The sequence below is a fragment of the Streptomyces sp. HUAS MG56 genome (assembly GCF_058673395.1).
The window spans coordinates 1,187,070-1,213,524 of the sequence record NZ_CM178722.1 but is presented as its reverse complement, the minus strand read 5'-3'; the positions used below and the strand labels follow the sequence as shown (position 1 = coordinate 1,213,524).

Sequence of the window (26,455 nt, the reverse complement as noted above, 5' to 3'; positions counted from 1 at the left end):
CAGCGTCGACTTACTGAGCCTTGTAACTTAACTTCACGCCGTATAGTTTCTGCACGGCGTCACCAACAGTGGCGTCCTACTTCTGCATGCACAGGGGAGAACATGCACATCGGAGCCACGGGGACCATCGGCAGCCGGGTCGTCACCGAGGCCCTCGACCGAGGCCACAACGTCAAGGCGTTCAGTCGGGACGCCGTTCAGGCGCAGCGCGAGGAGCGTCGGGACAACATCACCTGGACGAGCGTCGACGTCCTGGACCCGAAGAGCATCGCGGGCATCCTGCCCGGCCTCGACGTCCTGATCAGCGGATTTCAGCCGGGTAATGCCGCCAAGGACTTCGCGGACACCGTCCGGCGCTCGATCGCCGACCCGACCGTCTATGCGACGGCGGCGCGGGCTCTGCTGAAGGCTCTGGAGAGCCGCCCACAGACCCGGCTCATCGTGATCGGCGGCGCCGGCAGCCTCGAAATCGAACCGGGAGTGGTGCGCGCAGACTCCGACGAACTGCTGCACGCCGCCCTCGACCAGCTTGGGTTGCCCCGCGAATACGCCGCAGCGGTACGCGGTCACCGCCACGCCCTGGCCGTCCTGCGGACCTCGAACCGGCTGTGGACCTACTTCAGCCCCGCGGAGGAGATCGGCCCCGGCGAGCGCACCGGCCGCTTCCGGATCGGCGGCGACCAGCCGGTCCTGGACGCCGACGGCCGCAGCCGCATCTCGGTGGAGGACGCGGCCATCGCCTTGATCGATGAGGCGGAGCTGCCGCGCTTCGTGCAGCGCCGCTTCACCATCGGCTACTGACAGCCACAGCCCACGCCCCCGTGGGGGACCTCATGAACTCCCCCACGGGCGCGGCAGATCCGCACTTGGGCGTAGCCATCACGCGACCGCGCCCAGAGCCCTGAAAGGTTCGGACCACCACCGCGCACGGCCTGCATGCCGGCGGCGCCGGTCCTGCACGAGAAGCCGATCCGAGACGTCCCCACCGGAGGTGCCGTGTAGGAGGAGCCACAGCCACCCACCGGCACGTCCATCTCCGAGCCGTCTCCGTAGTAGTGCAGAGAGCCCCGCTGGACGCACCCACTGCTCACCGGGCCGAATCCGACCATCGCTCCCGCAGGCCAGGCGTGCGGACTGGCAATGTTGTAGGTGACGTCGTAGTTGACGGCCACCACATCCTGGTTACCTCCGGAACGCCCCGTCGCACTGCCAGTGCGCCATAACGTGGTGGTACTCGCTGTCGCCGGGGCGCGGGTCCCGTGCTTGAGGGCCGGGCAGCAGGGTCGACGGTGGGTCCCACGAGCACCATCCCGACGACGCGGTCCGGATGCCGCACGGCGGCATCCACCGCCACCTGGCAGCCGAAGGATCCGCCGCGGAGCACCACGTGGTCCAGGTCGACGGCGGTCAGCCACTCCACGAGCAGGTCGGCCAGCGCCCGCAATACCAGCGGGTGCCGGGGTCCGGCGCTGGCGCCGAACCCGGGAAGGTCGACGGTCCACGTGTCGTGACGATGACCGAGGATCTCGGTGAACGGCCGGAACTCCCGGCTGGAGACTCCGGCACCGTGGACGCACACCACCGACGGTGTCCGGCCCGCGATCCGTCAGGCCACGATCGGTCGGCCACCCACCGCCACCGTGATCCGTTGCATGATCGATCCCTACCCGGAGTCCGGAACGACGATCAGGACACCGCCCCTCGTGTCCGCGCGAGGCGCCGGTTCGGCTGGACCCGACGGCAGCACCGGGCAACCGGATCAGCATGACCTGGGGATTTGTGCTCGTCGACGTAGATCTCGATCGTGACGCTCATGCGTCTTGAGTACGTGGCGGTGAACTCCGGCTCGACCATGGTGGATCCGGGTCCGCCCGCGAGGGCTTCGGGCAGGCCGTGTGGTGGAGCAGGGTCGCTGCCCTGGCGTACGCGCACGAGGACACCAAGGCAGAGTCGCACGCTCGGCGGGTGAGCCGGGTGAGCCGGGTGAGCCGGGTGAGCCGGCCGGGGCGAAGGCGGCGAGGGCGCGGTCGGCCGGTCAGGCTCCGATCTCGTCCGGCCCTACCGCCGTGCCCTGAACCAGCGGCAGGGCAGATGACCGGTACTCGCGCCGACCACCGTGCTGCTGCCAGCGACGCCTACGGTCCGGACAGGAGAAGGTGATCGGCATCCCCAACGATGTCGTCGCCACCGAGGTGGTGTGCCGGCTGCGCTGCATCCGCCATGCCAGCGCGCGCTGCGAGTCACCCAACTGCAACCTCCTCGCCGAGCGGATCGTGATCGCCGGTTATCAGGAGCTCATATCTGGAGCTCACCTGGTGGATCCGGTGGATGGAGACCACAACCCCACCACCCGGCGCATGATGGAGTCCATCCCGGGACAGGCAGAGGAACACGCCTACGACCTCGCCAACCTGCTGGAGACCGACACCCGGCTCACTCGCCCGACGTCCAGGCCTGTGGCCCACCGCCGCGCCACTCGATCAGGTCCGAGTCGTCGACCGTCGTGTCGGTCTCCGGGAGGCCCTCCCGGCGCAGAAACTCCACCACATCGAGCAGGTGGTACGCGGTACCGACGAACTCGCCATGGATCGTGACCTGCCGGCCGCCGTCGGGGCCCGGCGGCTGGACAGTCACAGGCGCGCCTTCCATGCCCACCGGGTTCCCCGTCGCCGAGGCACTCATGCCGGCCCGCGCCCGTCGAACACTGTCCGTGACCGGGTATGAGAGGCGTGGGCGTCCGTCCCGCTGACCCGACTGGGCGGCGGCGTGCGAGGGCGCCGCTCACCCGGGGCTACCGCTGGGAATCGCGAGCTCACGGCCACGGTAGAAGCCTTCCCGCTCCTCCACGACGTACGGGGCCATGGCGGCACGCCGCTGCGTCTCCGGTTCGGACGTCCGCCAGGCGTCGCACGTCTCCTGGGACTCCCAGAAGGACACGCCGGTGATCTCCTGTCCGTCCTCGGACCAGTACGCGAAAGCACGGCGCATACCCCGTGGACGGGTGGCCGGCCGCCACGCCCTCTCGAAGTCATCGAGGGTGCCCGGCCGAATGCGACGCGTGGTCACCCAGACGAAGTTTTCCGCCACCCCGGCCTCCTCCGCTACGTCGGCCCGGCTTGCCGGCGCCCATGTGACCACCGTAGGTCCGCGGCACCGATGGCGCCTGCGCGGCGATGTCACGTGCTCCCGAGAATCCGGCACGGAAGGCGGAACATGATGGATGTATATCCCCGTTCCGGGAGGAGAGGTGCGGAATGACCGAGTCCTGCCCTGGTGGTGCCGAGGGCGTGGCGGGCGGCAAGTCACGGTTCGACGACATCTACGACCGTCCGGACCCCCGCGCGTACTTCCGGCGGCTGGCCCCGCTTGAGTACGAGATCCCGCATCACGCCCAGCCCGTCTTCCGGCAGGTGGCGGCCGACCGGGCCGCGCTCGCCGATGGCCACCGGGGCAGGCCGGCGATGCTGGACGTGTGCTGCTCGTACGGGATCAACGCCGCACTGGTGAACCACGACGTCACGCTGGCGGAGATGTACGAGCGGTACACCGCTCCGGGGCGCCGGACGATGCCCACGGCGGAACTCGCGGCGCAGGACAAGGAGTTCTATGCCGAGCGGCGTCGACCGGACGCCGTACCCGTGTTCGGCCTGGACGTTGCGGCACCCGCCGTGCGGTACGCGTGTGAGGTGGGCTTGCTGGACGCCGGCTTCACCGACGACCTGGAGCAGGGCCCGCCGGGGGCCGGCCTGAGCGGCGCGCTCGCCGAGGTCGGCCTCATCACGCTGACCGGCGGCGGCAGTTATGTCACCGCCCGGACGTTCACGGCACTGCTGGGCGGCGTCCGAAGGCCGGTGTGGGTCAGCGCGTTCGTCCTGCGGACGGTGTCGTACCACCCGATCGTCCGGGCACTGGCCGCACACGGTCTGAGTACTACCGTCGACGTCACCCGCACCTATCCGCAGCGTCTCTTCACCGACGAGCGGGAACAGCGGTATGCGATCGAGGCGGTACGGGCACTCGGAGGCGATCCCGCAGGGTGCGAGGAGGACGGTCGTTTCCACAGCCTGCACTACGAGTCCCGGCCCGATACGGGGTGACACCCACGCGGCCGGGCAAGGACTCACCGTGCGCAGCCGACGTCCAGTACCTCGACCACGTCGCCGTGCACGGTGTAGACGAGCCAGCACCACTCGCCGAACGCCGCTGCCAGGTCCGGCGCCCGGGTCTCCGCGCCCTCGGCGACCGCGTCGATGAGCGCGATGATCTCCTCGTGCGTCTCGTCCGGCATGTCGAAGAGCACGTTGGCGGCGGGTTGGATCAGTTCGATTCGCATGACACCCCCGCGGACGGGCAAGCAGGGCACCAGGTGAAGCGGCGTACACCTCCGCTCGGCTCGATGACCGGGCAGAACCCGGGGAAAGTTCCTCATGACCACCATAAATCCACTGCATCGGCGTCAGCGCACGGCAGTGCGCGCTGCCCGCCCCGGCGCCTGCACGCGTCTACGAGACGGCCGCCCGCGCGAGCGGTTACCACGCCGATGTGTCCACGCTGGACATCAAGGAGTGGTAGGAGATTCCTGGGGTCGGCGAGTCGATCGCGGAGAAGGTCGAGGAGTGCGTCCGCTCCGGCAGTGTGTCGGCGGTTGACGGGATATGCGCGCAGATCCCGGCCGGCGTCCGGCGACTTATGGCGACCCCCGCGCTCGGCCCGAAGAAGCCCCTGGCCCTCAACGAAGAGCCTAAGCCGGGTCACTGCGCCGCGTGCGGCAGGACCTCCACCAGCTGTGCCCCCCCCGCCTCGGCCGGGCGCCCTGCCCCTTTTTCGGCGCCGATATTTCACGCAGACACGCAGGTAATCCAAATCTCAACATGTGGGCGCTCCTGTCCGTTAGGTAATTCGCTGAATAGCATTCCGCTAATCAAAGGAGTTGCAATGGGTGAACACGTTCACGTCCGCGTGTGGGACGGCCTGAGTGTGAGCGATGGCGGCGAATCGATCGAGTTCTCGCACTGCCGGTGTGGCGCCACCTGGTCCACGACCCACCGGGTGGACGAAGGAGCCCCAGAGGAGTAGGCGGGTACTCGCCGGAGGCGAAGGTGCCTCCGGCGAGTACGGTGCGCGGGCGGCCGTCGGAGAGGCGGTGGCGGACCTGGTAGGTCTCGCCCTTGGTGGTGTTGTGCAGGCCGGTCTGCCGTAGCCCGTCGCCGGTGTCGATGCGGTCGTAGTCGCCGGGCCTGTCGTCGGCGGCCAGGTCGGCGGCGCGCAGGGGGCCGCCGCACTGGAGGAGGGCCGGACCGGTCAGCTCGTCGGGCAGCGGGTCGAAGTCGGGGAGCCCGGAGATGTCGGGGCCGCGTTCCAGCTCGCTCCGGGCCGCCTCCCCAGACGGCAGCGGGGGCTCCGGCACGGCGCGGTTGACGGAGGCGAGCTCGGGCAGCCGCAGATCCGGGTACGGCGCGCCTTCCCGGCTGCCGATGCGCGGGGGTCGGTGATCGTGCCGGTGAGGGCGGAGACGGCGGCCGTCTCCGGGGAGGAGAGCCAGACCGCGCCATCGTCGGTGCCGGAGCGGCCGAGCCAGCCTGCCTGGTGGATATGCGCTCTGGCGGCGATCAGGTCGAAGGTGGCACCCGTCCTGGCGAGGTCGGCGAGGAACTCGCGGGAAGTGGGTTGACGTCGAAGCTCACGGCCGGTCGGTCCGGCGGCCGACGACGATGACGGCGGCCACGGCGAAGTCGCACAGGCTGAGGTTGGCGGAGAAGCCGATGACGGCCTGCCTGATGGGCTCGCCCCCGGCGAGATCGACCTCGCCATGCTCGAACCGCTCATCGCCCGTCCCACCTCGCCCGGCAGCGTCGTACCGGTGCGTCCGGTTCGCGGAAACCGGCCTCGCGGTCCTCGGCGCGCAGGAAGTCGCGCACCGCCGCGTCAGAGGGGAAGACGGAGGTGGTGGCGCCCGGCTCGGCGCCCTGTTGGCGATGACGTGCCGGTCCATCGAGGACAGGCAGTAGACCCGACCGCTCCAGCACACGGAGGTCCAACAAGACCGGGATGACCCACTCACAATCCGGTCCGGGGCAGTCTGGCAAGAGCGTGTCGTACCGGTGAGCGGATGCGACACGCTCATGGGTTCAGCCCAGCAGAAGGGTGACAGCGCCGACCCGGCAGTTGTTCCAGGCGATGCCTGCCCGTGCGCCATGGGTGGCGGTGACCACCCAGGGGGAGACGAGAAGCCAGACGCCGAAGGGTGCAATGGTCCATGCCAGGCGGAACATCCGTTCGTGGACGACCCAGGGCGAAATCGCGGCATATACGCCAGCCAGGAGGCTCAGACCCTCAAGGTCGATCGCCCTGCCCGAGGAAGCCGTGCGTTCGAGTCGCTCCCGCATCTCTGCAATCTCGGGGTGCTGTCGCCTCCTCTCCATAAGGGGCTTTATGTATATACCTTTTGTGGAGAATGAGCCGCGCTCAGGAAGGGGAAATGCCGGGTCGATGGTCGACCCGGACGGAGGTGGTCATGCGAGGAAGGACGTCCCGCCGGGCGCGCGCAGCACTACCGGCCGCTGTTCGTGCCCAGCGTGATCTGACCCATCCCGCGTTCCGCCGCCACCGCCCATTCCGATTCACCGGATACGGGGAGGGGCTGCCGGCACGGCGTTGATGTGTCGATGTTCGGCGCGGCCCGGGCGATGGCCCTGGCCGTTGCCGCGGCTTCCTCGTCGTCCCGTGCGGACACCGCGAGAAGGCGGAAGGGGGCGGGAGGCCGGAGTTCGACGCATACCGCGGGTCTGTCCCGTCCCACTGCTGCGAAGTCCTTCCCGGCCTGATGACAGCGCGCACCGATGGACAGGGTGCCGGCCATGCAGATGCCGCGCTCGTGCACCCCGCGCAGGGCTCGCCACCAGTCAGGCTCGACGGTCACCCGGCACACGGCCGCCAGCGGCACACGAACGTCGCCACGACGGGCGGCCGCCTTTTCCCACCACGCCAGATGTACGACCACTTGATCTTCTGTGACGAGCATCTCCGCCATGGTTGAGCGCCTCCTCACCCCGTGGGATCTGGGGCCGTGGCTGTCGTCCCGCCACAGGGGACGTCGGCCTCGGAACCTCGTCCCGGGCCCCTTGCCCCACGGGTGCGGGTGGTCCGCCTTGCAGCCTTGGTGCGCCTGTCCGCGGAGAGCGCTTGCGGTGCGGGCGCTCGGTATGGCTGGACCGGGTGGCGCAGCGGCGGGGGCTGCTCGGCCCAGACGGTCTTCCCGGTGGGCGTGTGCCGGGTGCCCCAGCGCTCGGCGACCTGACCCACCAGGAACAGGCCGCGACCGCCCTCGTCCAGAGCACGGGCCCGGCGCAGGTGCGGGGTCGTACTGCTGGCGTCGGAGACCTCGCAGATCAGGGCGGTGTCGTGGATGAGCCGCAGCTGGATCGGGGGCTGGGCGTGGCGGATGGCGTTGGTGACCAGTTCGCTGACGATCAGTTCGGTGCTGTCGGCGGCGTCCCGGAGTCCCCAGACCGAGAGCTGGCGTGCGGCCCGTCGGCGTGCGGTGGCGACGACGGATGGATCGGCGGGGAGGTTCCAGGAGGCCACATGGGAGGCGCCCATGATGTGGGTGCGTGCGACGAGCAGGGCGGCGTCGTCGTCCGGGGTGCCGGGCAGGAGTGTTTCGACGATACGGTCGCATGCCGCCTCGGGCGAGGGAGCGGCTCGGCTCAGGGTGTCGAGCAGGGTCCGCTGTCCGGAGCCGATGTCGCGGTGGCGGGTTCGGACCAGTCCGTCGGTGTACAGAACGATCAGGCTGTCTTCGGGCAGCCGGCTGTCGGTGGCTTCGAACGGCAGCCCGCCCACGCCGAGCGGCGGTCCGGGGACCACGTTGAGGAAGCGCACCGCGCCGTGGGGGGTGACGAGGGCCGGCGCGAGGTGGCCCGCGCTGGCCATGGTGCAGTGGCCGGAGATGGGGTCGTAGACGGCGTAGAGGCAGGTCGCGCCCACTTCGCCGACCGATTCGATGCCCTCTTCGATCTCTTCGAGGATGAGGTCGTCGAGCTGGGTCAGCAGTTCGTCAGGGGTGAGATCGACGTCGGCGAGGGTACGTACCGCCGTGCGCAGTCGGCCCATCGCGGCGGAGGCGTGGATGCCGTGGCCGACGACGTCGCCGACGACCAGGGCCACGCGGGCGCCCGAGAGAGGGATGACGTCGAACCAGTCGCCGCCCACACCGGCCTGCGCGTCGGCCGGCAGATAGCGGGTTCCGGTCTCCACGGCCAGCCGCGTCGGGCGGTGGTGCGAGAGCAGACTGCGTTGCAGCACCAGGTCGGCGCCGTCGGCCTCCTGCGGAACGTCGGCCTGGAGGAACCACTGCACGTGCTGCTCGGCGTCCATGAGCGGACAGGCCCGCAGGTCGGCTTCCACCTGGCGGCCCCCTCGGTCGCGCAGCGCGACCCGCCCCGTCCACGCCTGCCTCTGTGCAGCCCTCCGCCGGGCCGCGTCGGGAAGACCGGAGCCCAGGAGACCGGCCGCCGGGCGCCCGACGATCTCGCCCGGCGTGTATCCGAGCAGCAGCCGGGCACCACGGCTCCACGCGGTCACGACGCCCTGCGCGTCGATGGCCGCGACGGCTGCGTCCGCCACGTGCGGAGTGACATACGTGCGCATCGTTCTCAGTCCCGTATGTGTCCCGGCGGGTCGGCGAACGCGCCGCACACCGCCGCGTCACGACGGCCAAGAGCCAACATTCAACTAATGGAACACCGACAGGCGGATGAGCATTCCGCTGACGGGTGCCGTCCGCCAGCGCCGTCCGGGTCGATGCCGTCGGCCTCAGCGATGCGCGAAGAGGCGTTCGTTCCTGCCCGCCCGGTGACCATGCAGGACCGGCCGCTCACGGTGTGTTGCGACTCCACCTCGCCGTACACGGAATCGCGGGAGCACGTGCAGCGTGTCCTGGCGCGTAGCGAGCCGGCGTTCACGGGGCGTCTCGGTGTTGCGGTCGATGAGGACGGTCCGAACCGGCAGTCAACGGCGGTTGATTCGCCCGGCCGGGCGGAGACGCGCACCATGGAAAGTGACCCACATAGCCCCACCTCGCGGAGGTGAACCGCGATGACGCTGCCCGTACGACACCGGCCCGGCAGCTTGCTGGAGCGGCGGCTTCCAGGCTTCGGATGGGGTGAACCCATCGCTGCCGAGTTCGACGAGCTGTTCCAGCGGATGAACCAGCTGCTGGAAAGCACATCCGCCCCAGGCGAGCCGGCCTGGTCCCCTGCGGCCGACATGCGGGAGACCGACGACGCCTATGTGATCGAGGCCGACCTGCCCGGGATCAAGCGGGACGACATCGACATCGAGATGAGCGAGCGGGAACTGCGCATCACCGGGGAGTGCAAGGAGCGGGAGCGCGAAGGCGTCCTGCGCCGCAGCACCCGCCGCACCGGCCGTTTCGAGTACCAGGCCCTCCTGCCCGCAGATGTCAGGTCGGAGGAGGTGAGCGCGACCCTGCACGAAGGTGTGTTGACCGTCACCGTGCCCAAGTCGCAGGCCACCAAGCCGCGGCACATCGAGATCACCGAGTCCTGACCCCTGCTCGGTGCGTGCTGCGAAGCCGTCGCACGGCAGAGTTCATCCTGCCCGAGCAGCTCTGCCGTCCGACGGTGATCTGCCGGGACAGCGAGGTGCGGACACGAAGATGTCGGTGCCCCACGTCACGACCGTCGCCGCGGCACTTCGCGCCTGCCGGTCCGCATGGGCCGCTCTGGCGCCGGATCCGGCGAGCTCGCCCACCTCTCGTCGGCTTGACGACGACGAACCGGGCCGGGCGGGAAACCACTGCCTCCCGCTGAGCCGATGCAGGCCCCCTGTATGCGCCACGTCTCGGGGCCGCAGCGCATTTCGGTGTCGAGCACGATCAGGCCGAGGGGCGGGATCAGGCCGAGGGGCGTGGCGTGCACGAGGCGTTCCACGGCCGTCGGATCTGCGGCACGTACCGCCGCGTCGCCTGATCACCGAGCAGGCCGAGTCCTGACCGACGATCTCCCGCCCGCCCCGGATAGCCGTCAGAGACCGTGCCCCCTCAGGTGTCGACACTGGCCGCAAGGTCGCCTGGACAAGGGCCCTATCGGGTTGGTTGACGGGGAGGCGAGCAGCGCTGGGCAGGTCGGTAAGTGCGGTGATCTGGCCGGTGATACGGCGCAAGCCGGCGGCGTTGCCACGGGTGGGTCAGGGGCCTGGTCCGGCAGGGCGAAGATGCCGTCGAAGTGGACCAGCGCGGGTGGGAGGTGCGGACGTCTATGGCCGGACAGCGACTTGGAGCCGTCGGAGGAGTTCCTCGATTCCCGGTACCAGCCGGGGGCCCAGGACGGCGACGCCCATCGCGGTGGCCACTCCGGCCCAGGCCACCGGACCGAGCGGTGTGCAGCCGAAGAACTGGCTGATCAGTGGCGTCTCGACAAGGGCGACCAACACCGCTGCCGAACCGAGGGCTGTCATCAGCACCAGCGGGCTGTGCCGCCGGCCGGTCACGGTCTGGGTGAGCTGGGCTCCGACCACCCCACACAGCGCCATCGTGCTGGTCCGTCGCGCGGAGCCGGGCGTGATCGTGCCGATCAGCCAGGCGGTGCTCGCGCCCAGCGTGGTGACGATGCCCCGTTCGCGAATCTGACGTGTCAGCGGATCGCCGAGAGCCGCGACGCCGACCGGGACGCTGTCCGCCAACGCCGATTCACCGTCGGGGTTGTCCTCGGAGGTCTCGTCGCGTGGTGTGACCGAGACCGCCATCGCCGGGAACATGTCGGTGAGCAGGTTGACCAGCAGGATCTGCCGCGTGGACAGCGGTGAGGCGCCGGAGAGCAGGGTCCCGAGCACCGAGAAAGTGATCTCACCCGCGTTGCCGCCGATCAGCACGCTGATCGCATCCGCGACGCTGCGCCACAGGGCTCGGCCCTCGGCGACGGCGGCGACGAGCATGGACAGGTCATCGCTGGTGATCACCAGGTCCGCCGCGTTCCGGGCCGCGGCCGAGCCGCGGACCGCGATGCCGATGCCGATGTCGGAGGCGCGGATGGCGGCGGCGTCGTTGGCACCGTCGCCGACCATGGCGACCACTCGCCCGGCCGCCTGCAGCGCCTCGATCACCTGCAGCTTCTGCTCCGGTGCGACGCGGGCCACCACGTCGCAGTCGCCCAGCAGGCGCGCCCGTCCGGCGCGGTCCTGTTCGGCGAGTTGGCCGCCCGTGATCACCGATACGTCGTCGGGCCAGCCGAGTTGGACGGCGACCGCACGAGCCGTCTGCGGGTGGTCGCCGGTGAGCATGACGGGCCGCACACCGGCGTCGCGGAGATCGGAAACCAGCGGCGCGGAGCTGGGACGAGGGGTGTCGGCCAGAGCGACGTAGCCGAGGAGTTCCAGGTCCGCGAGAGGGCGATCGAGCGCCTCGGCAGGTTCTTCGGCGTCCGTCAGCGGGCGGCTGGCGACCGTCAGTATCCGCAAGCCGTCCGCGGCCAGGGACTTCGCGAGGTCGTCGGTGCTGTCTGTGCAGGCAGGCAGTACGACCTCGGGGGCGCCCTTCACCAGCAGCACGCGGGAATCGTCCGCGGTGGCGCCGACTGCGGCGGCGTAGCCCCGGCTGGCCTCGAAGGGCTGGATCGCGAGGGGCTTGCGCCGTGAGCCGGCCGGGGCGGCGGCGAGGATGGCCTCGTCCGTGGAGTGCGCGTGGATACCCGCCTCGTGGTCGGGGGTGCGGCAGGTCAGCGCCGCCGACTGCAACAGGGGCGCCGCCTCGGTGGCGTCGGCCGGGTGCTGGTCGCCGTCCGCCGTGGCGACGCGCACCACGTGCAGGCGGTTCTGGGTGAGGGTGCCGGTCTTGTCGAAGCAGATGGTGTCCATGCGACCGAGGGCCTCAAGGGCGCGTGGGGTGCGCACCAGTACACCGATCCGGCTGAGCCGACGGGTTGCCGCCAGTTGTGCGACGGTCGCCACGAGCGGCAGCCCCTCGGGAACGGCGGCCACCGCGACGGCCAGTCCACCGCGGACCGCCTCGCGCACCGGTCGGCCGCGCAGCAGCGACAGCCCCGTCACGGCCGTTCCGCCCAGCAGCGTGAACGGCAGCATCCTGCCGGTCAGTTCGTGCAGCCGGGCCTGGACGCCGGGCGCCGGCCGAGCGTGTGAGGCGAGGCGGGCCGCACGCCCGGCCTCGGTCTGGTCGTCGGTGCCCACCACGACGGCACGGCCATGGCCGGCGGCCACGGTGGTGCCGGCGAAGACCATGCAGTGACGGTCGGCCACCGGAGCCTGCGGTGTGGCGTCCACCTGCTTGGCCGTCGGCAACGACTCGCCTGTCAGCGAGGACTCGTCCACCTCCAGGTCCTCGGCCTCGATCAGCCGTCCGTCGGCCGGTACGACGTCTCCGGTGTACAGCTCGACCAGCTCGCCCGGCGCGAGGCGGCGCGCGTCCACGGACCGGGTCTTCCCGCTCTCCACGTCGACGATGCGACGGGCCTCCTGACGCTGCCCCAGCTTGAGGCCGGCCAGCGCGTGCTCGGCGCGCAGCCTTTGGAGCCCTCCCACCAGGGCGTTGACCCCCAGCGCGCCGGCCACCAGCAGCCCGTCCACCATCGCCCCCAGGAGAGCCGACGCGGTCGCGCCGACCAGCAGCAGGGGAGTGAGCGGGTCGTGCAGTTCGGCGCGGACGGCGCCGACCAGACGGAACGTCAGGCGAGCGGGGGCGAGCACGGGAAGCCTGGCGGCCCTGCCGGCGGACTCCCGGAAACCCGCGAGCATGCTCGGCTCCACCGTCCGGGCGCCGGTCCGCAGCCGCGCCAGCACCTCCTGGGGCTGTAGCGCGTGCCAGGGGACTCGGGGCGGCGGGTGCGGCGCATGGTGGGCACTCGCCTGGAGCGCTGCGCGCCAGCCCGATGCGAGGGAGGCGGCTGCGGCGGCGTTCACCGGACCGATCCGCAGGCCCAGCGGGAGGGTGACGCGTTTCGAGCGGGCGCCCCGGGTCACCACCAGCAGACCGGCCAGCGCGGCGCCCGCCTCGGCGAAGAGCTTGGAGTGCTCGCTGACGGTCCGCGCGGCGGGGATGGCTGCCAGCAAGCGCCACGCGCCTTCCAGCCCGTGCAGCAGCAGGACGTCCGCGCCCCACACCACCGCGCTGCGGGCGTCGGTGAGGGAGACGGCGATGTCGCTGCGCAGCAGACCCGCGAGCACGTCACGGCTCTCGGGGTTCAGTTCTTCCTCGGTCTTGGCCCGGACGCAGGGAACGTGGGCCACCGTGAGCACGACGCGGCCCTCGCCCTGAAGCTGCTCCACCGCGTCGGCCAACGGCACGTCCAGGCCGACGAGTTGGTCCACGAGCGCGTCGAAGTCACCGAGTGATCCGTCGTCCCGCACCACCACGTGGAGACCGGCCCGGCGGGCCGCGTCCAACGCGGCCTCGGCCAGTGGGTCGATCTCCCAGCCGACCAGCACGGTACCGATGTCACGGCCCCGCTCCGAAGCGATCATCAACCCGGTGTCCGACTCTCCCTGGTCGGGCACCGGGCGCAGTGCGAGCCTGTGCTCCTCGTCGGGCCGCAGGGCGGCCGCCGCGGCCTGCCACAGATGGTCGTGGTCCCATTCGGGCACGTTGGGGTGGACGTCCAGGACCGTCCGCCGGGTGCTTCGCAGCGCCTCGGGATGGAGGACCACCGTGTCGACGAGCTCCAGCTGCCTCAGCCGGTCCAGGCTCCGGACGAGCACGCCCTCGCAGGCCAGCTCGGTGCACAGGGCCGCGGCGAAAGCGGCTGGTCCGTAGCGCGCGGCTTTGGGGTTCCCGGCCAGCAGCGCCTCGGCGCTCTCGTGGACATCGCGGGTGAAGAGGAGGGCTCCGGCCGCGCCGAGGAGGGCTCCGGTGACAGCATGGTCCCGGTACTCCTCGCCCGGGTACCGGTGAAGCGGCGGGCGGGCGACCTCGCGGCCGGCCAGGCTCAGCCGTTCCGGCGCGCAGACGGTGTCGTGCGCGGCGTCGAACGCGGCGGCCCGCGCCACCGCCTCGGCCAGCTGACCCGCCCGCAGTGCGGCGTCCAGCGCGAGGGCGGTCGGCGACTGCCCGATCCCGTTGGCGGCCGCGTTGACGGCGGCCAGGACCAGATCCGTGGCCGAACGGCCCAGACGGCGTCGCAGCACGGTCCGCATCCGCGGGTCCTCACGCAGCAGTGCCACCCCGGCGGTCAGCAGGCGCGGCCCCTGCTTCAGGCGGACAGTCCGCGCCGCGACCGCGGTGCTGATCCCGACCGCGTCGCAGAACAGCGCGAGCGCCCCGGAACGTATGCCTCCTGTATGGCCCGGATGCGCGGGCTCCAGGACATCCTCCTCCGGCCGCTCCAGCTTCTGCCGGCCGGCCAGTTCCGTCGCCCTGTCCACCACACGGTCGGTGACGGCGTCCTGCGTCGTCTGTATCACCAGCCGCGCCAGCCCGCCGTCCCAATAGGCGGCCAGCACATCCGGATGTTTCGCCAGACCGGCTGCCACGCGCCTGGCAGCCGCCTCCATACTGCGCACGGTGGCGCCCGGACGTGGGCGCAACGGGAGCTGCACACGGGTGCCGGCACGCCAGTATCCCTGGCCGGGAGCCATGGCGTTCAGGCCGACCCGGCCGACCCGCACAGCGCTCTCGGACACCGTCACTGCACCGCGTTCGGTGGCACGTACCCCCGCTTCTGCCGCGGAGGCCGCCAGCCGGACAGCAGCACGCGTGCTCGGGAGGACGCGGCGAGCGACCTGCGCCGGCGCCCGCACCGAGAGGCTCAGCCCTGCGGCTGGAAACCGGCTCAAAGCGCTCAGGATCATCTCTCACCTCGCGGAACCGCTGGAGTCACCGACCGGCAGACCGGCCCGAGGCCTTCTTGGGAGGGCGCTTACCGGCCGCGCGGCCACCGGCCTGCGACCTGCGACTTCCCTCGGCACGCCCCGGGCGGGACTGTGTCAGCCAGACCACCGCGGCGCCAGCGGCCGCCAACGGCCACTCGACCACTCCAGCGGCACCCATCAGTCCGGCGCCCGCGTACGCCGCCATGCGTCGTGATCGGGGGGAGACGACGCCCACCGTGTCAAGGACGGTGTCGAACGCGTCCTTGACCGCGGTCGCGCCTGGTAGACGGCTCACTGTCGTCGTGACGGTGTCGACGGGATGGAGCAGCTTCTCTGTCGCCGCGGACGATGACGCTCGCGCATTCTCGGTCATGTCCGTCTCATCTCCTACGGAGCCCGTCCGCGATGCGGATCGGGTCGGTGGCGGGTGTCCGGTACCGGGTACCTGGTACGCGGAGCCTTACACGGAGAACGGCGGTCGGCCGTCTCATGAGCTGTCGGACGCGGGGGTTTAGTGTCCCGGTTCGCGGGAACGGGACGAATATGGTGTTTCGGACAGGAGGCACATCCGTGGGTCGCGACGTTCTTCGTCGCCCGGATGGAGTCGTCCGAAGCGCGATCGCCATTCCACGGTGAACGGTCGTTCGTTCCGTAGGAGAGTGGCGAGACATCATGCCAAGTCGTACGACTGCGCCGCATCGTGTGCACGACGACGCCCCGGATACCGAGCAGGCGTTTCTCCTGCTCGCCGATCTGCCTTCTGGCCGCAGACACGACACACTCCGTGAGGAGCTGGTCGAGGCGTGGCTGCCGATGGCCGAAAGAATCGCCGGCCGGTTCCGCGGCCGTGGGGAGAGCTACGAGGACTTGTGCCAGGTCGCCGCGCTCGGACTGGTCAAGGCCGTGGACCGTTTCGACCCCGGGCGGGGCCACGCCTTCGAGAGCTATGCCGTCCCGACGGTGACGGGAGAGATCAAGCGGCACTTCCGCGACCACATGTGGTCGCTGCATGTGCCGCGACGGGTCCAGGACCTGCGCAACCGGGTCCGCACCGCCTGCCGGGACCTGTCCCGTGGAGTGGCGGACGGCTTGCCGAGCGTCGGCGAGATCGCCGAGCAGGCGCATCTGAGCAAGGAGGACGTCAGGGCCGGACTGGACGCGCTCGGGAGCTTCAGCGCGCTGTCCCTCGACGCCGACGTCTCTCAGGGGCAGGACGGTTACTGTCTCGGCGACACGCTGGGCGCATGCGATCCGGCGCTGGACACCGTCGTGGACCGCGAGGCCGTCAAGCCCCGCCTGGAGGCCCTGCCCGAGCGCGAGCGCGCCATCCTCTACATGAGGTTCTTCAAGGACATGACCCAGAGCAGCATCGCCGAGCAGTTGGGGATCTCCCAGATGCACGTCTCGCGCCTGATCAGCCGCTGCTGCCATGACCTGCGCGACGCCGTCCTGGAGGACGCCGCGTAGGGCTTGTCGATTCGATCGAGACGCCTCATCGGGAATCAAGGAGCCACGTGCCCCGGCGCCGGGGGCCGTGCCAGGCCGACCGGGTGACCGTGGCCGTCGCGAGTGCGCTGACGGAGACCGCGGCGTGATGGCGTGAGGCCCAAGGATTGCACAGCGTGCGATGCGGACTGGTCCTCGAAGCGCCCGTGGGTGCCGAAGTCCCTCCCGCCCGCGCCATCCAGCGGCTGGGTACCACGGCGTTGGCGGCCAGCGTGCCGCACGCAGTACTTCCGCCGCCCCAGTACTCTCGGCGGCGCGGGTGGTTCGCCGCGTGCACCACGGCACGCGCGGCGAGTTCGGGCTGGTATATCGGGGGAACCGGTTGCAGGCGGCGCGCCACGAGCGCGACGCGGTCTCCTCGTGCGGCGAAGGCATGGGCTGAGGTCCTGACCGCGCCTCCGCTGGCGCCGGTGATCACCACGACCCGCGGGCTGTGCCGGTACGGAACCCGACCGTTGCCGGGTGATCCGTGCTCCGTCCCGCTCGCGTATCGCCCGGTGCGGTGCGGTCGGCAGGTGCTCGGGACGTCGACGCTCTCGCCTGTAGACCCGGTGCGCTCAGCCGTGCTGGAAGGCCGATGACGCGGCCATGAGACGTTCGGCCCGCATCGCGGCGTCGGCGACATCGTGTTGCCCCGTGAGCACGCACAGTGTGTAGGCGGCGTCGTCGAGCTGGCGGCGGCGCAGCGGGCTCGACGGCTCGCTGAGCAGGGCGGCCTGCGCGTCCCGGTAGGAGCGCAGCGCAGCGGCGACGGTTCTGACGTGGGGCGTCAGCATCATGGTGTCCCTTCGCCGGACCAGGCCGTTCGGACCTGGTTCCGCTGAGGCGACCGGAGCGGCGCGGCGTGCCCTCCGGTCCGGCAGTGCCGGTGCCGTGCGCCTCGGCGATCGTGCAGGTCTTCCGGATGCGTTCCATGGTGCGCGTCCTCACGCGAACGGGCGACTCGGCCTTGTCCCGCACGGCCTCCCACACGTCATGCGAGGTCGTCGAGGCGGTGTCGCGCCCTGTCGAGGGAGCGACGACAGCGGCTCAGGTCCCGCCACGGGTTCCCGTGCTTCTCCAGGCGCCCGGGAAGGGTGCGCAGGGTCCAGCGCCGCGGGCCCAGCTCCGGGTCGTCGAGTTCCGTCCACTCCAGCGGGGTGGCGACCGGGGCGTGGGGACGGGCGCGTACCGCGTAGGGGGCGACCGAGGTCTGGGCGTAGGCGTTGCGTTGGGTGTCCAGGTAGAGGCGGCCCCGGCGCTTGTTCTTGCGTGCCTCCGTCGTCAGCCGGTCGCTGTGCCGTGCCGCGAGCAGGTCGGCGACGCGCCGGGCGAAGTGCCTGGCCGTGTCGAAGTCCGTGTGCCGGTCGAGCGGTACCAGGAGGTGCAGGCCACGGGATCCCGTCGTCATCAGCGCGGGCCGCAGCCCCAGCTCGGTGAGCAGGTCGCCCAGCCGGCGCGCGCCCCACCGGACGTTCTCGAAGCCGTCGCTCGCACCGTCGGGTGGGTCGAGGTCGAAGACCAGCCGGTCGGGGCAGTCCAGGCAGTCCGCCGGGCTCAGCCAGGGATGCGGGGTGATGCACGCCTGGTTGGCGAGGTAGACGAGGGTGGCGGTGTCGTCACAGACGGCCATGGTGAGACTGCCGCCCTCTTTCGGCACCCGCACCGTGCGGATCCAGTCGGGGAAGTAGTCGGGAACGTCCTTGTGGTAGAAGGACTTTCCCCCGTAGCCGTCCGGATGGCGTTCCATCACCAGCGGCCGGCCCCTGAGATGGGTGAGCATCGGGCGCGCCACGGTCCGGTAGTAGTCGATCAGCTCGGCCTTCGTGATCCCGTCGTCCGGGAACAGTTCCTTGTCCGGGTTCGACAGCGGCACGACGCGGCCGCCGACCCGCATCTCGTCCTGGGTCCTCGTCCGGGTGCTCATGCGTTCCACCTCGATTCGCCCCTGCGCCGTACCCGCACCACGGCCGGCACGGCGGTGGACAGGTTCGTCACCGGGGCGGAGACGGGCATCGGGAGCCACCCCTTTCCGCCGTAGGAACTCCCGGCCGTCCGAGTGCCCGCCGCACGGGATCCCAAGCAGGCGAAGCGTTGCCTCCGGTCACGGGCCGGTGGTGCAGCCGGTGCACTACAAGGTCATGGCGACCAGCAGCACCGCCACCCCGACGGCCAGCCAGGCCACGTAGTCACCGAGGTGCCCCGAGTGCAGCCGTCGCAGCGGTACGACGACGCGCTGTCCCACCCCTTCGCAGACGGCCGCGGCGCGCCGCACGAGCGGTGACCGGAGCGTGGGACCCCAGACTGCGGCCGCGGCGAAGAGTACGGCCAGGGCCGTCGAGGCGAGCGCGAGAAGCACGCCCTCGGCGCTCCACCCGGCGTCCGGGACCGGCGAGGACGGTGCGACGGTGTGGCCGAGGACGGCGGCGGCGTACGCGGTGCGGTCGGTGAACTGACGCGCCGCGCGGGCGAGGGCGACGCCGCATCCCGGGAGCAGCCCGACGGCGAGCGAGGCGGCGAGCAGTACGGCCGGCACGGCGAGCATCGGGACGGGGACGCGGCGCTGCGGATCGCGGATCTCCGGTTCCTCACCGTCGCCGGTCGTCTGCGGACCGGCGTACCGTTCACGGGGCGGAGGCCCGGCACCGCCGAAGATCCGGGCACCGGCCCGCATCACGGCCCCGCCCGTGAGAGCCGACACGAACACGAACACCGCGGGAAACCAGGGGAACTGATCCTCCCCGGCGTGTTCGGCGACGGCCTTGCCGAGAGCCGTGCCGAACGGCGGCAGGCCCGCCAGCCCGAGACCGCCCAGGGCGAACAGCGCGCCGACGAGCGGGAGATCGCGGCCGCGCCGGTACAGCCTGTGCTCGTCGACGGAGCCGTGCCGGTCGAGCAGGACACCGGTCGTCGCGAACAGGGCCGCCTTCACTCCGGCGTGGGCGGCGACGTACAGGGCCACCCCGGCCGTTGCGGCGGGGGTGAGCAGCGCCGTACCGGCGAGGAAGAGGCCGACGTGCCCGACGGTGGAGAAGGCGAGCAGACGCTTGAGATGCCGCTGCTGCCAGCACATCACCGCGCCCACCAGCGCCGTCAACACCCCGGCTGCCACGAAGACGGCGCGCAGATGCGGCTGCGCGATGCCGTGCGGCCCGGAGAACACGACCCAGTAGACGCGTGCGACGCCGTAGACCCCTAGTTCCACCATGACGCCCGAGAACAGCATGCACACCGGGGTAGGCGCGACGGAGTGGGCGTCCGGGAGCCAGAAGTGCAGGGGCACCACCGCAGCCTTGACCAGCAGTCCGGTGACGATCAGCACGAAGGCCACGGACAGCAGGACGTCGGCACGGTGCCGGGCCAGCTGCACGCCGATCTGCGCGAACCCCAGCTCACCGGTGCGGGCGTACACGAGGCCGATGCCGAGCAACGAGCAGTAGGCGCCGAGGGAGTTGACGACACCGAAGACCAGGGCGCCCTGCACCGGCCGTGGATCCTCGATGCGATAGCCCGTGAGCGCGTAGGCGACCGCCCCATCAGCTCGAAGAAGACGAACGCGTCGAACAGATCGCCGGTCAGCGCGAACCCGACCATCCCCGCCTCGAACAGCAGCAGGAGAGCCGGGAAGGTGCCCGCGTGCGCCACGGGCGGCTCGTCGAAGTAGCGCCAGGAGTAGACGACGACCGCGAGGACGAGCACGGCGGTCAGCAGGGCGAGACCGACACCGATCCGGTCGCCGACGAGCACGATGCCGACGCTCTCGCCGTGCACCGGGGACCAGCCGCCCAGCCACGAGACGCTGCGCCCGTCACCGGTGCGCAGCCACAGCCAGGTGAGACAGCCGGCCTCCAGCACCGCCCAGGCCGTGACCAGCGCGTCGATGGCCGGACGCGGCAGCCGTCGTCCCACGACCACGAGGGCGACGGCACCCAGCAGCGGTACGGCGACGGCGAGCGGCAGCAGATCGGCGGTTCGCGGCATGCCCGGCCCCGTCAGCCCTTCAGCCCTGTCAGGGAGTCCGGGTCGATCGTGCCGTGCCGCTTGCGGATCTGCATGGCGAGCGCCAGCAGCAGCGCGGTGACCGTGGCGCCCACGACGACGTCGGTCAGCGCGAGCGCCTGCACGACCGGATCGACGGTGCGGGTGCGCAGGGGAGTGTCGGTGAAGTACGGCGCGATGCCGCCGCGCCGGTATCCGACGGTGAGCAGCAGCACGTACGTCGACGACTGCGCCACGGCGAGACAGCCGACCGCGTGGATGATGTCGCGACTGGTGACCATGCCGTACACGCCGGCCAGGAAGATCCAGCCGGCTGTGAGGAAGGGCAGGACCGTCATGTGCCGCTCCCCGGGCCTGAGTTGTCCGCCGACTTCACCTCGACGGCCTGGTCGAGGAAGTTGGCGAGCAGGACGATGATGCCCGAACCGACCTCGACGCCGACCGCCGCGTTCAGCAGCGGCACCAGGCCGCCCGAGGAGAGCTGTCCGAAGGTGCCGAGCGGCAGCACGTTCTGGAGGTAGGCGCCGCCCGCCACCAGCCCGGCCAGACCCAGCGCCGCGAAGGCACCCGCGCCGAACGCGTCGGCCACGTCGAGCACGGCCAGCGGACGGATCCGTTTCAGCACGCGGTAGTCCGCGGCCACATATGCCATGTGCAGCCCGGTGGCGAGAATGACACCGCCCTGGAAGCCGCCGCCCGGCGACAACTGGCCGTGCGCCACGATGTACACGCCGGTCAGCAGCGTGAGCGGCACCATCACCAGGCCCAGCAGCCGGGTACTGGGCAGGACCCGGCCCGCGCGTGGCCGGCCGATCCGCTCGTCGCGTGCGTGGCGCAGGAGCACGATGGTCCCGAGCACCGAGGCGAACAGGATCGACTCCTCCCCGAGGGTGTCCAGGGCACGCTGGTCGAAATTGACCGACGAGACCACGTTGGCGGTGCGCTGCCGCAGGGACGCGGCCACCGCGCGGGTGGCGTAGGGGTGCACCGCCGTCCCGAAGTGCGGCAGTCCGGTGCAGGCGAGCGTGTACACGACGGCGAACACGACGGCCGCGGCCCAGAACAGCCGGACACGTGCGCTACGACTCATCGCCGCCCTCGGGCCCACGGCCGCCCTGCTCGTGGCGGGCTGCCGTGTCGCGGCGCACCTTGCGGACCGTCAGCAGGATCAGCAGCGGGGTGACCGCCGTACCGACGCCCAGCTGGGAGAGGGCCACGTCGGGCGCCTGGAGCAGGGTGAACAGGACGGTGAGACACAGGCCGAGGACAGCCAGCAGGACGGCCTGCCGCACCGGGTCGCGGGCGAGCGCCGCGGCGGTGGCGCTCGCCGCCACCAGCAGCAGTGCGACGGCGATCAGATATTCCTGGGCGGTGGCGGTGCTCACTCCGGGGAGTCCCTTCGCAGCAGATGGTCGTGCTGGGCCGTCGCCCTGCCGATCGCCATCGCGGTGACCGCCCCGCCGAGCACCACGATCACCGCGATGAGGAGCAGCTTCACGGCGGCGCGCCCGGGCCCGGTCTCGACGGCCAGGGCGAGTACGACGAGCGGTCCGCCGACGGTGGAGGCGGGGGTGAGGGCATGCAGCCGCTGATACGGCCGGGGTAGCGCCACCAGGCCAACGGTGGAGAGGAGGAGCACGCCCGTCCCGGCGACGAGCAGGACGAGCGCGCATACATGACGAGCCGTCATCTCATGTCTTCCCGTGGGTCTGACGCGTGTCGGGGGCCTCGATCGACCGGCCGCCGAGGAACCGGGCGAAGACCAGCGTTCCGGCGGGCCCGAGCACGGCCAGGACGAGACCGAGGTCGGTGAAGGAACTGCGGCCGAATCCCTGGGCCGTCAGCAACAGGACGGAGGTGACGACGGTGGTCGCGAGATTGAGCCCCGCGAGCCGCTCGACCGCCGAACCCCGGCCGGCGGCCCACACGCACGGCGGCATTCCCAGAGTCAGCAGGACCGCCGTCGCGAGCAGCCAGGCGTTCACCGCCGCCGCCCCTCGGTGAGTACGTCTTCCAGCCGCGTACGGTCTTCGGTGAGGAAGTGAACGACGGCGCGTTGCCCGCCTTGCATCTCCTGCCCTTGGACGTCGACGACGTACGCGCCAGGTGTGGCCGACAGCACGGCGCACGCCCACGCGGCGCCCGTGCCGGACCGTAGCGACAGCGTCTTCAGGCTTCCCTCCGGCGAACGGCCGCGCACGGCACGCGCGGTGACCCCGCACAGCCGCCCCAGGTCGCCGAGAACCGCACCGGGCCACATCAGAGCAGCCGATGCCCACCTCCGGGCTCCGCCGAGCCCGGCCCCCGACGCCGTGCGCACGGCGCGTGCCGCGACCGCCGCGATGGCCGCTCCCCCCGCGGCCACGAGGAGTTCGAGGGCCGTGACGGGGGTGATGAACATGAGGTCGACGGCGACCAGCACCGCCCACCACACCAGTACCTCGCCGGTGGCCGGCCACGTCTGCCGCATCGCCCCTCCTCACGCGGGTGTGCCGTCGCGGACCAGCAACGTGTACCGCGCACGGCGATTCCCATGCTCCACGCACGCCGGTGAGCGCGATCCGTCAGGCCGAGCATCACCGTGATGGAGCACCACCGTGCGTGATCACACCTGCGCAGTTCGAACCGTGCGCAGGTGACGCCGACCACCGTTCTCGCGTGACAGCGATCCGCCGCTGACGGGATCGTCGAGCGGGATACGAGCTGCGGATGTGGAGGTAGGCGTGGCCGAAGTCCTTGTGCGGGGCGACGGCCAGTGGCCTGACCCGGTGGCAGAGTCTCCAGCTGTCGGTGGGCGTGCGGTGGCGCCGGGGCAGGGTTCCGGCTGGAAGGGGCGGCTGACCTGGCGATCGCCTCCGACGTCATCGCCTGCCTCGGCCCCGCCACCCGCCGCGCCGCCCGGCAGGCCATCACCCGGGAACCGCCTGTGGTCCACCAGTGATGGCGCCGGCCGCCGATGGCGTGACCGACAGAGCCGAGGAGGTACAGGAGGCATCCGATCATGCGCAGGCGGTTGAAGAACGAGCGGTAGTGGCGCTCTGCGCCCGCACCACCTGGCGGGGCGAGGTCCTCCGTGGACAGACCGCGGTCAGGCCGGGGCGTGGCGGGCCTGGCCGCCGTCGGAGAGAAGTTCGTCGAACAGCGCCCGGTAGTGGACCATGGCGCTGCGCAGCTGTTCGGTGGTGGCCTTGTGGCCCTCGCTGAGCATGTCGATCTCGTGGGCGGCCCTGTAGTGCTCAAGGGTGCGGCCGTGCTCCACGGAAAGATCCTTGAGCTGCTGCTCGTAGTCTTCGGTGGGGTAGCCGCGTTCCTGCATGACGGAGGTCACCAGCTGGTCCGCGTCGTGCACGGCGTCCTCGGGCCGGTCCACGAACTCGTGCTGCACGTGGTCCCAGTCCCGTGAGTATCGCTCGCGGAGACGGTCGGGCAGGGGCTTGATGTCGAGTCTGTCGTGTCGCTTCTCACGTGCGCTGAGCTCGCGCTCGGCAGCAAGTCTGCTGTCGGCCTCGTCGACCGTCCGTTCGTACTCGGGACCATAGCGCTCACGCAGGGCCCGGTGCCGTGTGAAGAGAGCCAGGCCTACAGCGATCAGCACGACGACGACCGCGACGGGAATGACGATTGCCAGAAGTGTGCCGGTGGACATCGAGCCGACCTCCTTCCGAAATCCTCGCTATCTGCTACCTGCCGTGTTCCCGATCTGCGGGAATTACGCCTCTTCGAGAAAGAGGTCTGCCGACGCCGAGAGCGCCGTCGTCGGCATCCACGGTGCCGTCGAAGAGGAGCCGCTCGAACGCCCATGCGCACGCGCCGCCGCATCGGGTGACATCGGCCGAGCGAGCGGGCGATGTCGGCGTACCCGACGTCGGGGATCGACTGGGGGGCAGGAACTGCGGGACGCCCTCCATCGCGCGCATCTCCCAGGTCACCTGGTTGAGGTCCCGGTTGTTGAAGACAGCGACGATCAGTCGCGGATCCGCCCAGTCCCGCCAGTCCTTGGCGATGGTGATCAGCTCCGCCATGCCGTTCATGTGCATCGCCCCGTCACCGACCAGGGCGATCGTCGGCCGGTCGCCGTGCGCGAACTTCGCACCGATGGCGTACGGCACGCCCGGCCCCGTGGTGGCCAGCGTCCCCGAGAGCGAGCCACGCATCGCGCCGCGCAGCTTCAGGTGCCGGGCGCACCAGTCGGCGGCGGAGCGGAGCCGGAGTCGGAGGACAGGATGACGTCGTCAGGGAGCAGTCCGCACAGCGCGTGGGCGGCGTCGCCGACGACGTTGACCTCGAACGGGTACCGCGGCCCCACCATGTGCGGGTCGATGTCGATCCGCACGGCCCGTGTCTGGCCCCTCGGTGCGTCGAAGGGCGTCTGTCCATGTCATGCCCTGCCGCCTGTGTCGCCGGAGGTAGCCCGGCCGGAGGGGGCTCTGGCGAGCGGCTCCTGCCGCCGGCAGGGGGCTTCCTCGGGATCGTTGGGCCCGCGAAGCCGGTCCTGCCGGGCGGGAGCTCGGTGCAGGACGACGCCGACAGACCGCGTAGACGTAAAGATGCCGCCCACGCTGGTCGGTCACGGACGGGGCAGCGCCGCCCCCGCGCATCGGCTCGCGCACCCGACCGACCGGGGGGCGAGCACGCTTCCAGGAGACCGGTCGTTGTTTCCACCGATCCGATCCCCGTGATGTCCGCCTGCGCTCGACGGCTCCTTGGCGCCTACCCGCCGCCCGCGGGCGCGCTCAGCCACGCGCCGGCCGGGGCCCAGGCCCGCCAGACTGCCGCGCTTGCCGCCCGTTTGCGGTACCTCACCGGCACTGACGTGCAACTGCTCCGCCTGTGCGGCCAGGCGGAGCCGACCAGCTGGACGCGCGCACGGGACACGATCCGCACGACAACGCCACGACCGGACACGCACGCCAGGCCCTGGCCGCGACCGAGCACCGGACCGAGACCAGCGGTCTGCGGCGGCTCGTGTGCCCGGAGCGTCCACGACAGCGAAGCCACCGTGCGTTGCGCCCCCGACCTGGTCGAATCCGTCGCCGCCGCCCTGCACCGACCCCAGCTGCTGGAGCTGTCACAGGGACCGGGTGCCGGTCGCCGGAGGGTCGGACCTCTTGTCGTCTTTCGCCTTGTCGCCCTCGGCCTTGGCCCGTACGTCCCGTGGGGTCGGGGTCACGATGCTCCGTTCCTCCGCGGACCGCTCTCGCGTCTTGTCGTCGGGCTGGGTGCCGCCCCTGCGGTTGCGGTTGGCATTCATGGCAACGTCCTCTCCTCTGTTCCACGCGGCGGGTCCGTGTCCATGCCGCGAGTACCCGGGTACTCGGAATCCGTAACGGCTCGCGCAGGGCGCACGGCTCAGGACCAGGAGGAGAAGGGGCGACAGGCCATGGCCGGAACGACTGCCGGGGCACCCGGCCGCGATCATGACGCGACGCCCTACCTCCCGGGACGGCGCGCGGGGCTGCCCGGGCTGCGGAAGGCGGCCGCGCAGTGCCGGGGCTGTCCGCTGTACCAGGACGCGACCCAGACCGTGTTCGGCGAGGGCGACACGACGGCACGGGTCCTGCTCATCGGCGAGCAGCCCGGGGACCAGGAGGACCGTCAGGGCCGGCCGTTCGTCGGCCCCGCGGGCAAGGTGCTGAGACGTGCCCTCGCGGACGCGGGCATCGATCCGGAGCGGGTGTACGTCACCAACGCGGTCAAACACTTCAAGTTCACGCGCTCCGAGGGCCGCAAACGCAGGATCCACAAGGCCCCGACACTCCGCGAGATGACCGCCTGCCGACCCTGGCTCAGGGCCGAGCTGAGAGTCGTGGCACCGGAGGTGGTCGTCGCGCTCGGCGGCACGGCGGGCAAAGCCTTGCTCGGCTCGGGATTCCGGGTGACCGAGCAACGCGGCGCCCTGCTGCCCTGGCCCGGCCTCGCCGGGAGCGACGGCGAAGGCGATGGTACGGGCGACGCCGAGCAGGGGATCAGCGGGCTGGTGGCGACGATCCATCCGTCCGCCGTGCTGCGCGCCGACGACGTCGACCGCACGCGGATCTACGACGGCCTCGTCGACGATCTGCGCATCGTGGCCCGCCTCATGGCCGACGGCGACGAACCCGACCGGCGAGCCCAGGGCCGTACCAGGAGTTAG

General features: G+C 71.1%; 24 protein-coding genes and 4 pseudogenes. 5 read left to right on the top strand and 23 right to left on the bottom strand.

The genetic code is table 11. The features are described 5' to 3' along the window. Positions 1-102 precede the first annotated feature (102 nt). Positions 103-801, top strand: coding sequence for an NAD(P)-dependent oxidoreductase (locus AC4OXY_RS06195; RefSeq protein WP_491993370.1), 699 nt, complete (start codon positions 103-105; stop codon positions 799-801). Between the two features lie 286 nt (positions 802-1,087). Here AC4OXY_RS06195 and AC4OXY_RS06190 read toward each other — a convergent pair whose 3' ends face one another. The 3 genes from AC4OXY_RS06190 to AC4OXY_RS06180 all read right to left on the bottom strand — a co-directional run bounded on the left by AC4OXY_RS06190 (position 1,088) and on the right by AC4OXY_RS06180 (position 2,988). Beyond that, positions 1,088-1,579 carry an alpha/beta fold hydrolase gene (locus AC4OXY_RS06190; protein WP_491993369.1) on the bottom strand — a complete coding sequence of 164 codons (492 nt, stop codon included), beginning with the start codon at positions 1,577-1,579 and terminating at the stop codon, positions 1,088-1,090. An 854-nt stretch (positions 1,580-2,433) separates the two neighbouring features. Continuing rightward, complete coding sequence (locus AC4OXY_RS06185) at positions 2,434-2,634, bottom strand: hypothetical protein (protein WP_376292424.1); 201 nt, start codon at positions 2,632-2,634, stop codon at positions 2,434-2,436. Between the two features lie 147 nt (positions 2,635-2,781). Continuing rightward, on the bottom strand, positions 2,782-2,988 hold the full coding sequence (locus tag AC4OXY_RS06180) for a hypothetical protein (RefSeq protein WP_376292426.1): 207 nt from the start codon (positions 2,986-2,988) through the stop codon (positions 2,782-2,784). 266 nt (positions 2,989-3,254) lie between these two features. Here AC4OXY_RS06180 and AC4OXY_RS06175 point away from each other — a divergent pair, with 266 nt between their 5' ends. Then, a complete protein-coding gene (locus tag AC4OXY_RS06175; RefSeq protein WP_491993368.1) occupies positions 3,255-4,097 on the top strand; it encodes a hypothetical protein in 843 nt (280 codons plus the stop codon). 23 nt (positions 4,098-4,120) lie between these two features. Here AC4OXY_RS06175 and AC4OXY_RS06170 read toward each other — a convergent pair whose 3' ends face one another. The 7 genes and pseudogenes from AC4OXY_RS06170 to AC4OXY_RS06140 all read right to left on the bottom strand — a co-directional run. Next, a complete protein-coding gene (locus AC4OXY_RS06170) occupies positions 4,121-4,333 on the bottom strand; it encodes a hypothetical protein (RefSeq protein ID WP_362817097.1) in 213 nt (70 codons plus the stop codon). A 588-nt stretch (positions 4,334-4,921) separates the two neighbouring features. After that, positions 4,922-5,407 (bottom strand): hypothetical protein, encoded by a 486-nt coding sequence (locus tag AC4OXY_RS06165; protein ID WP_491993367.1) that lies wholly within the window; start codon positions 5,405-5,407, stop codon positions 4,922-4,924. 415 nt (positions 5,408-5,822) lie between these two features. Continuing rightward, the gene (locus AC4OXY_RS06160) at positions 5,823-6,041 is read right to left on the bottom strand and encodes a hypothetical protein (protein WP_491993366.1); all 219 of its coding nucleotides are present in this window, start codon (positions 6,039-6,041) and stop codon (positions 5,823-5,825) included. 87 nt (positions 6,042-6,128) lie between these two features. After that, positions 6,129-6,422, bottom strand: coding sequence for a hypothetical protein (locus AC4OXY_RS06155; protein ID WP_491993365.1), 294 nt, complete (start codon positions 6,420-6,422; stop codon positions 6,129-6,131). A 128-nt stretch (positions 6,423-6,550) separates the two neighbouring features. After that, positions 6,551-7,030, bottom strand: coding sequence for a hypothetical protein (locus AC4OXY_RS06150; RefSeq protein WP_491993364.1), 480 nt, complete (start codon positions 7,028-7,030; stop codon positions 6,551-6,553). Positions 7,031-7,224: 194 nt separating this feature from the next. Continuing rightward, positions 7,225-8,307, bottom strand: a pseudogene (locus AC4OXY_RS06145) (SpoIIE family protein phosphatase); the annotation flags it as partial. Positions 8,308-8,352: 45 nt separating this feature from the next. Beyond that, positions 8,353-8,649, bottom strand: a pseudogene (locus tag AC4OXY_RS06140) (PAS domain-containing protein); the annotation flags it as partial. A 447-nt stretch (positions 8,650-9,096) separates the two neighbouring features. On the opposite strand from AC4OXY_RS06140, the gene AC4OXY_RS06135 reads away from it, so the two are divergent. Further along, positions 9,097-9,570 (top strand): Hsp20/alpha crystallin family protein, encoded by a 474-nt coding sequence (locus AC4OXY_RS06135; protein WP_356038330.1) that lies wholly within the window; start codon positions 9,097-9,099, stop codon positions 9,568-9,570. A gap of 708 nt (positions 9,571-10,278) precedes the next feature. Here AC4OXY_RS06135 and AC4OXY_RS06130 read toward each other — a convergent pair. After that, entirely contained in the window at positions 10,279-14,817 is a 4,539-nt protein-coding gene (locus AC4OXY_RS06130; protein ID WP_491993363.1) for an HAD-IC family P-type ATPase, read from the bottom strand. A gap of 693 nt (positions 14,818-15,510) precedes the next feature. On the opposite strand from AC4OXY_RS06130, the gene AC4OXY_RS06125 reads away from it, so the two are divergent. Further along, positions 15,511-16,305, top strand: coding sequence for a SigB/SigF/SigG family RNA polymerase sigma factor (locus AC4OXY_RS06125; RefSeq protein ID WP_491993362.1), 795 nt, complete (start codon positions 15,511-15,513; stop codon positions 16,303-16,305). Positions 16,306-16,901: 596 nt separating this feature from the next. Here the strand turns inward: AC4OXY_RS06125 and AC4OXY_RS06120 are convergent. The 12 genes and pseudogenes from AC4OXY_RS06120 to AC4OXY_RS06065 form a co-directional block, all read right to left on the bottom strand. Then, complete coding sequence (locus tag AC4OXY_RS06120; RefSeq protein ID WP_402068775.1) at positions 16,902-17,123, bottom strand: DUF5133 domain-containing protein; 222 nt, start codon at positions 17,121-17,123, stop codon at positions 16,902-16,904. Between the two features lie 194 nt (positions 17,124-17,317). Next, complete coding sequence (gene ligD, locus AC4OXY_RS06115) at positions 17,318-18,250, bottom strand: non-homologous end-joining DNA ligase (protein ID WP_491993361.1); 933 nt, start codon at positions 18,248-18,250, stop codon at positions 17,318-17,320. A 204-nt stretch (positions 18,251-18,454) separates the two neighbouring features. Continuing rightward, a pseudogene (locus AC4OXY_RS06110) lies at positions 18,455-20,304 on the bottom strand (complex I subunit 5 family protein). 11 nt (positions 20,305-20,315) lie between these two features. Beyond that, entirely contained in the window at positions 20,316-20,660 is a 345-nt protein-coding gene (locus AC4OXY_RS06105; protein ID WP_491993360.1) for a sodium:proton antiporter, read from the bottom strand. After that, positions 20,657-21,412: an MnhB domain-containing protein gene (locus AC4OXY_RS06100; protein WP_402068781.1), complete on the bottom strand. Its 756-nt coding sequence runs from the start codon at positions 21,410-21,412 to the stop codon at positions 20,657-20,659. The genes AC4OXY_RS06105 and AC4OXY_RS06100 overlap by 4 nt, the downstream gene beginning before the upstream one ends. Then, on the bottom strand, positions 21,402-21,707 hold the full coding sequence (locus AC4OXY_RS06095) for a Na(+)/H(+) antiporter subunit B (protein ID WP_356040454.1): 306 nt from the start codon (positions 21,705-21,707) through the stop codon (positions 21,402-21,404). The genes AC4OXY_RS06100 and AC4OXY_RS06095 overlap by 11 nt, the downstream gene beginning before the upstream one ends. Then, a complete protein-coding gene (locus tag AC4OXY_RS06090; protein WP_362817120.1) occupies positions 21,704-22,012 on the bottom strand; it encodes a cation:proton antiporter in 309 nt (102 codons plus the stop codon). The genes AC4OXY_RS06095 and AC4OXY_RS06090 overlap by 4 nt, the downstream gene beginning before the upstream one ends. 1 nt (position 22,013) lies before the next feature. Beyond that, positions 22,014-22,307 carry an MrpF/PhaF family protein gene (locus AC4OXY_RS06085; RefSeq protein ID WP_356040458.1) on the bottom strand — a complete coding sequence of 98 codons (294 nt, stop codon included), beginning with the start codon at positions 22,305-22,307 and terminating at the stop codon, positions 22,014-22,016. After that, positions 22,304-22,792, bottom strand: coding sequence for a hypothetical protein (locus AC4OXY_RS06080; protein ID WP_356040460.1), 489 nt, complete (start codon positions 22,790-22,792; stop codon positions 22,304-22,306). Before AC4OXY_RS06080 ends, AC4OXY_RS06085 begins: the two co-directional genes overlap by 4 nt. 618 nt (positions 22,793-23,410) lie before the next feature. Further along, entirely contained in the window at positions 23,411-23,968 is a 558-nt protein-coding gene (locus tag AC4OXY_RS06075) for a hypothetical protein (protein WP_356040462.1), read from the bottom strand. A 185-nt stretch (positions 23,969-24,153) separates the two neighbouring features. Further along, positions 24,154-24,691: pseudogene (locus AC4OXY_RS06070) on the bottom strand (thiamine pyrophosphate-dependent enzyme); the annotation flags it as partial. A 699-nt stretch (positions 24,692-25,390) separates the two neighbouring features. Next, a complete protein-coding gene (locus AC4OXY_RS06065; protein ID WP_376292454.1) occupies positions 25,391-25,573 on the bottom strand; it encodes a hypothetical protein in 183 nt (60 codons plus the stop codon). 129 nt (positions 25,574-25,702) lie between these two features. Here AC4OXY_RS06065 and AC4OXY_RS06060 point away from each other — a divergent pair, with 129 nt between their 5' ends. Beyond that, complete coding sequence (locus AC4OXY_RS06060) at positions 25,703-26,455, top strand: UdgX family uracil-DNA binding protein (protein WP_362817128.1); 753 nt, start codon at positions 25,703-25,705, stop codon at positions 26,453-26,455.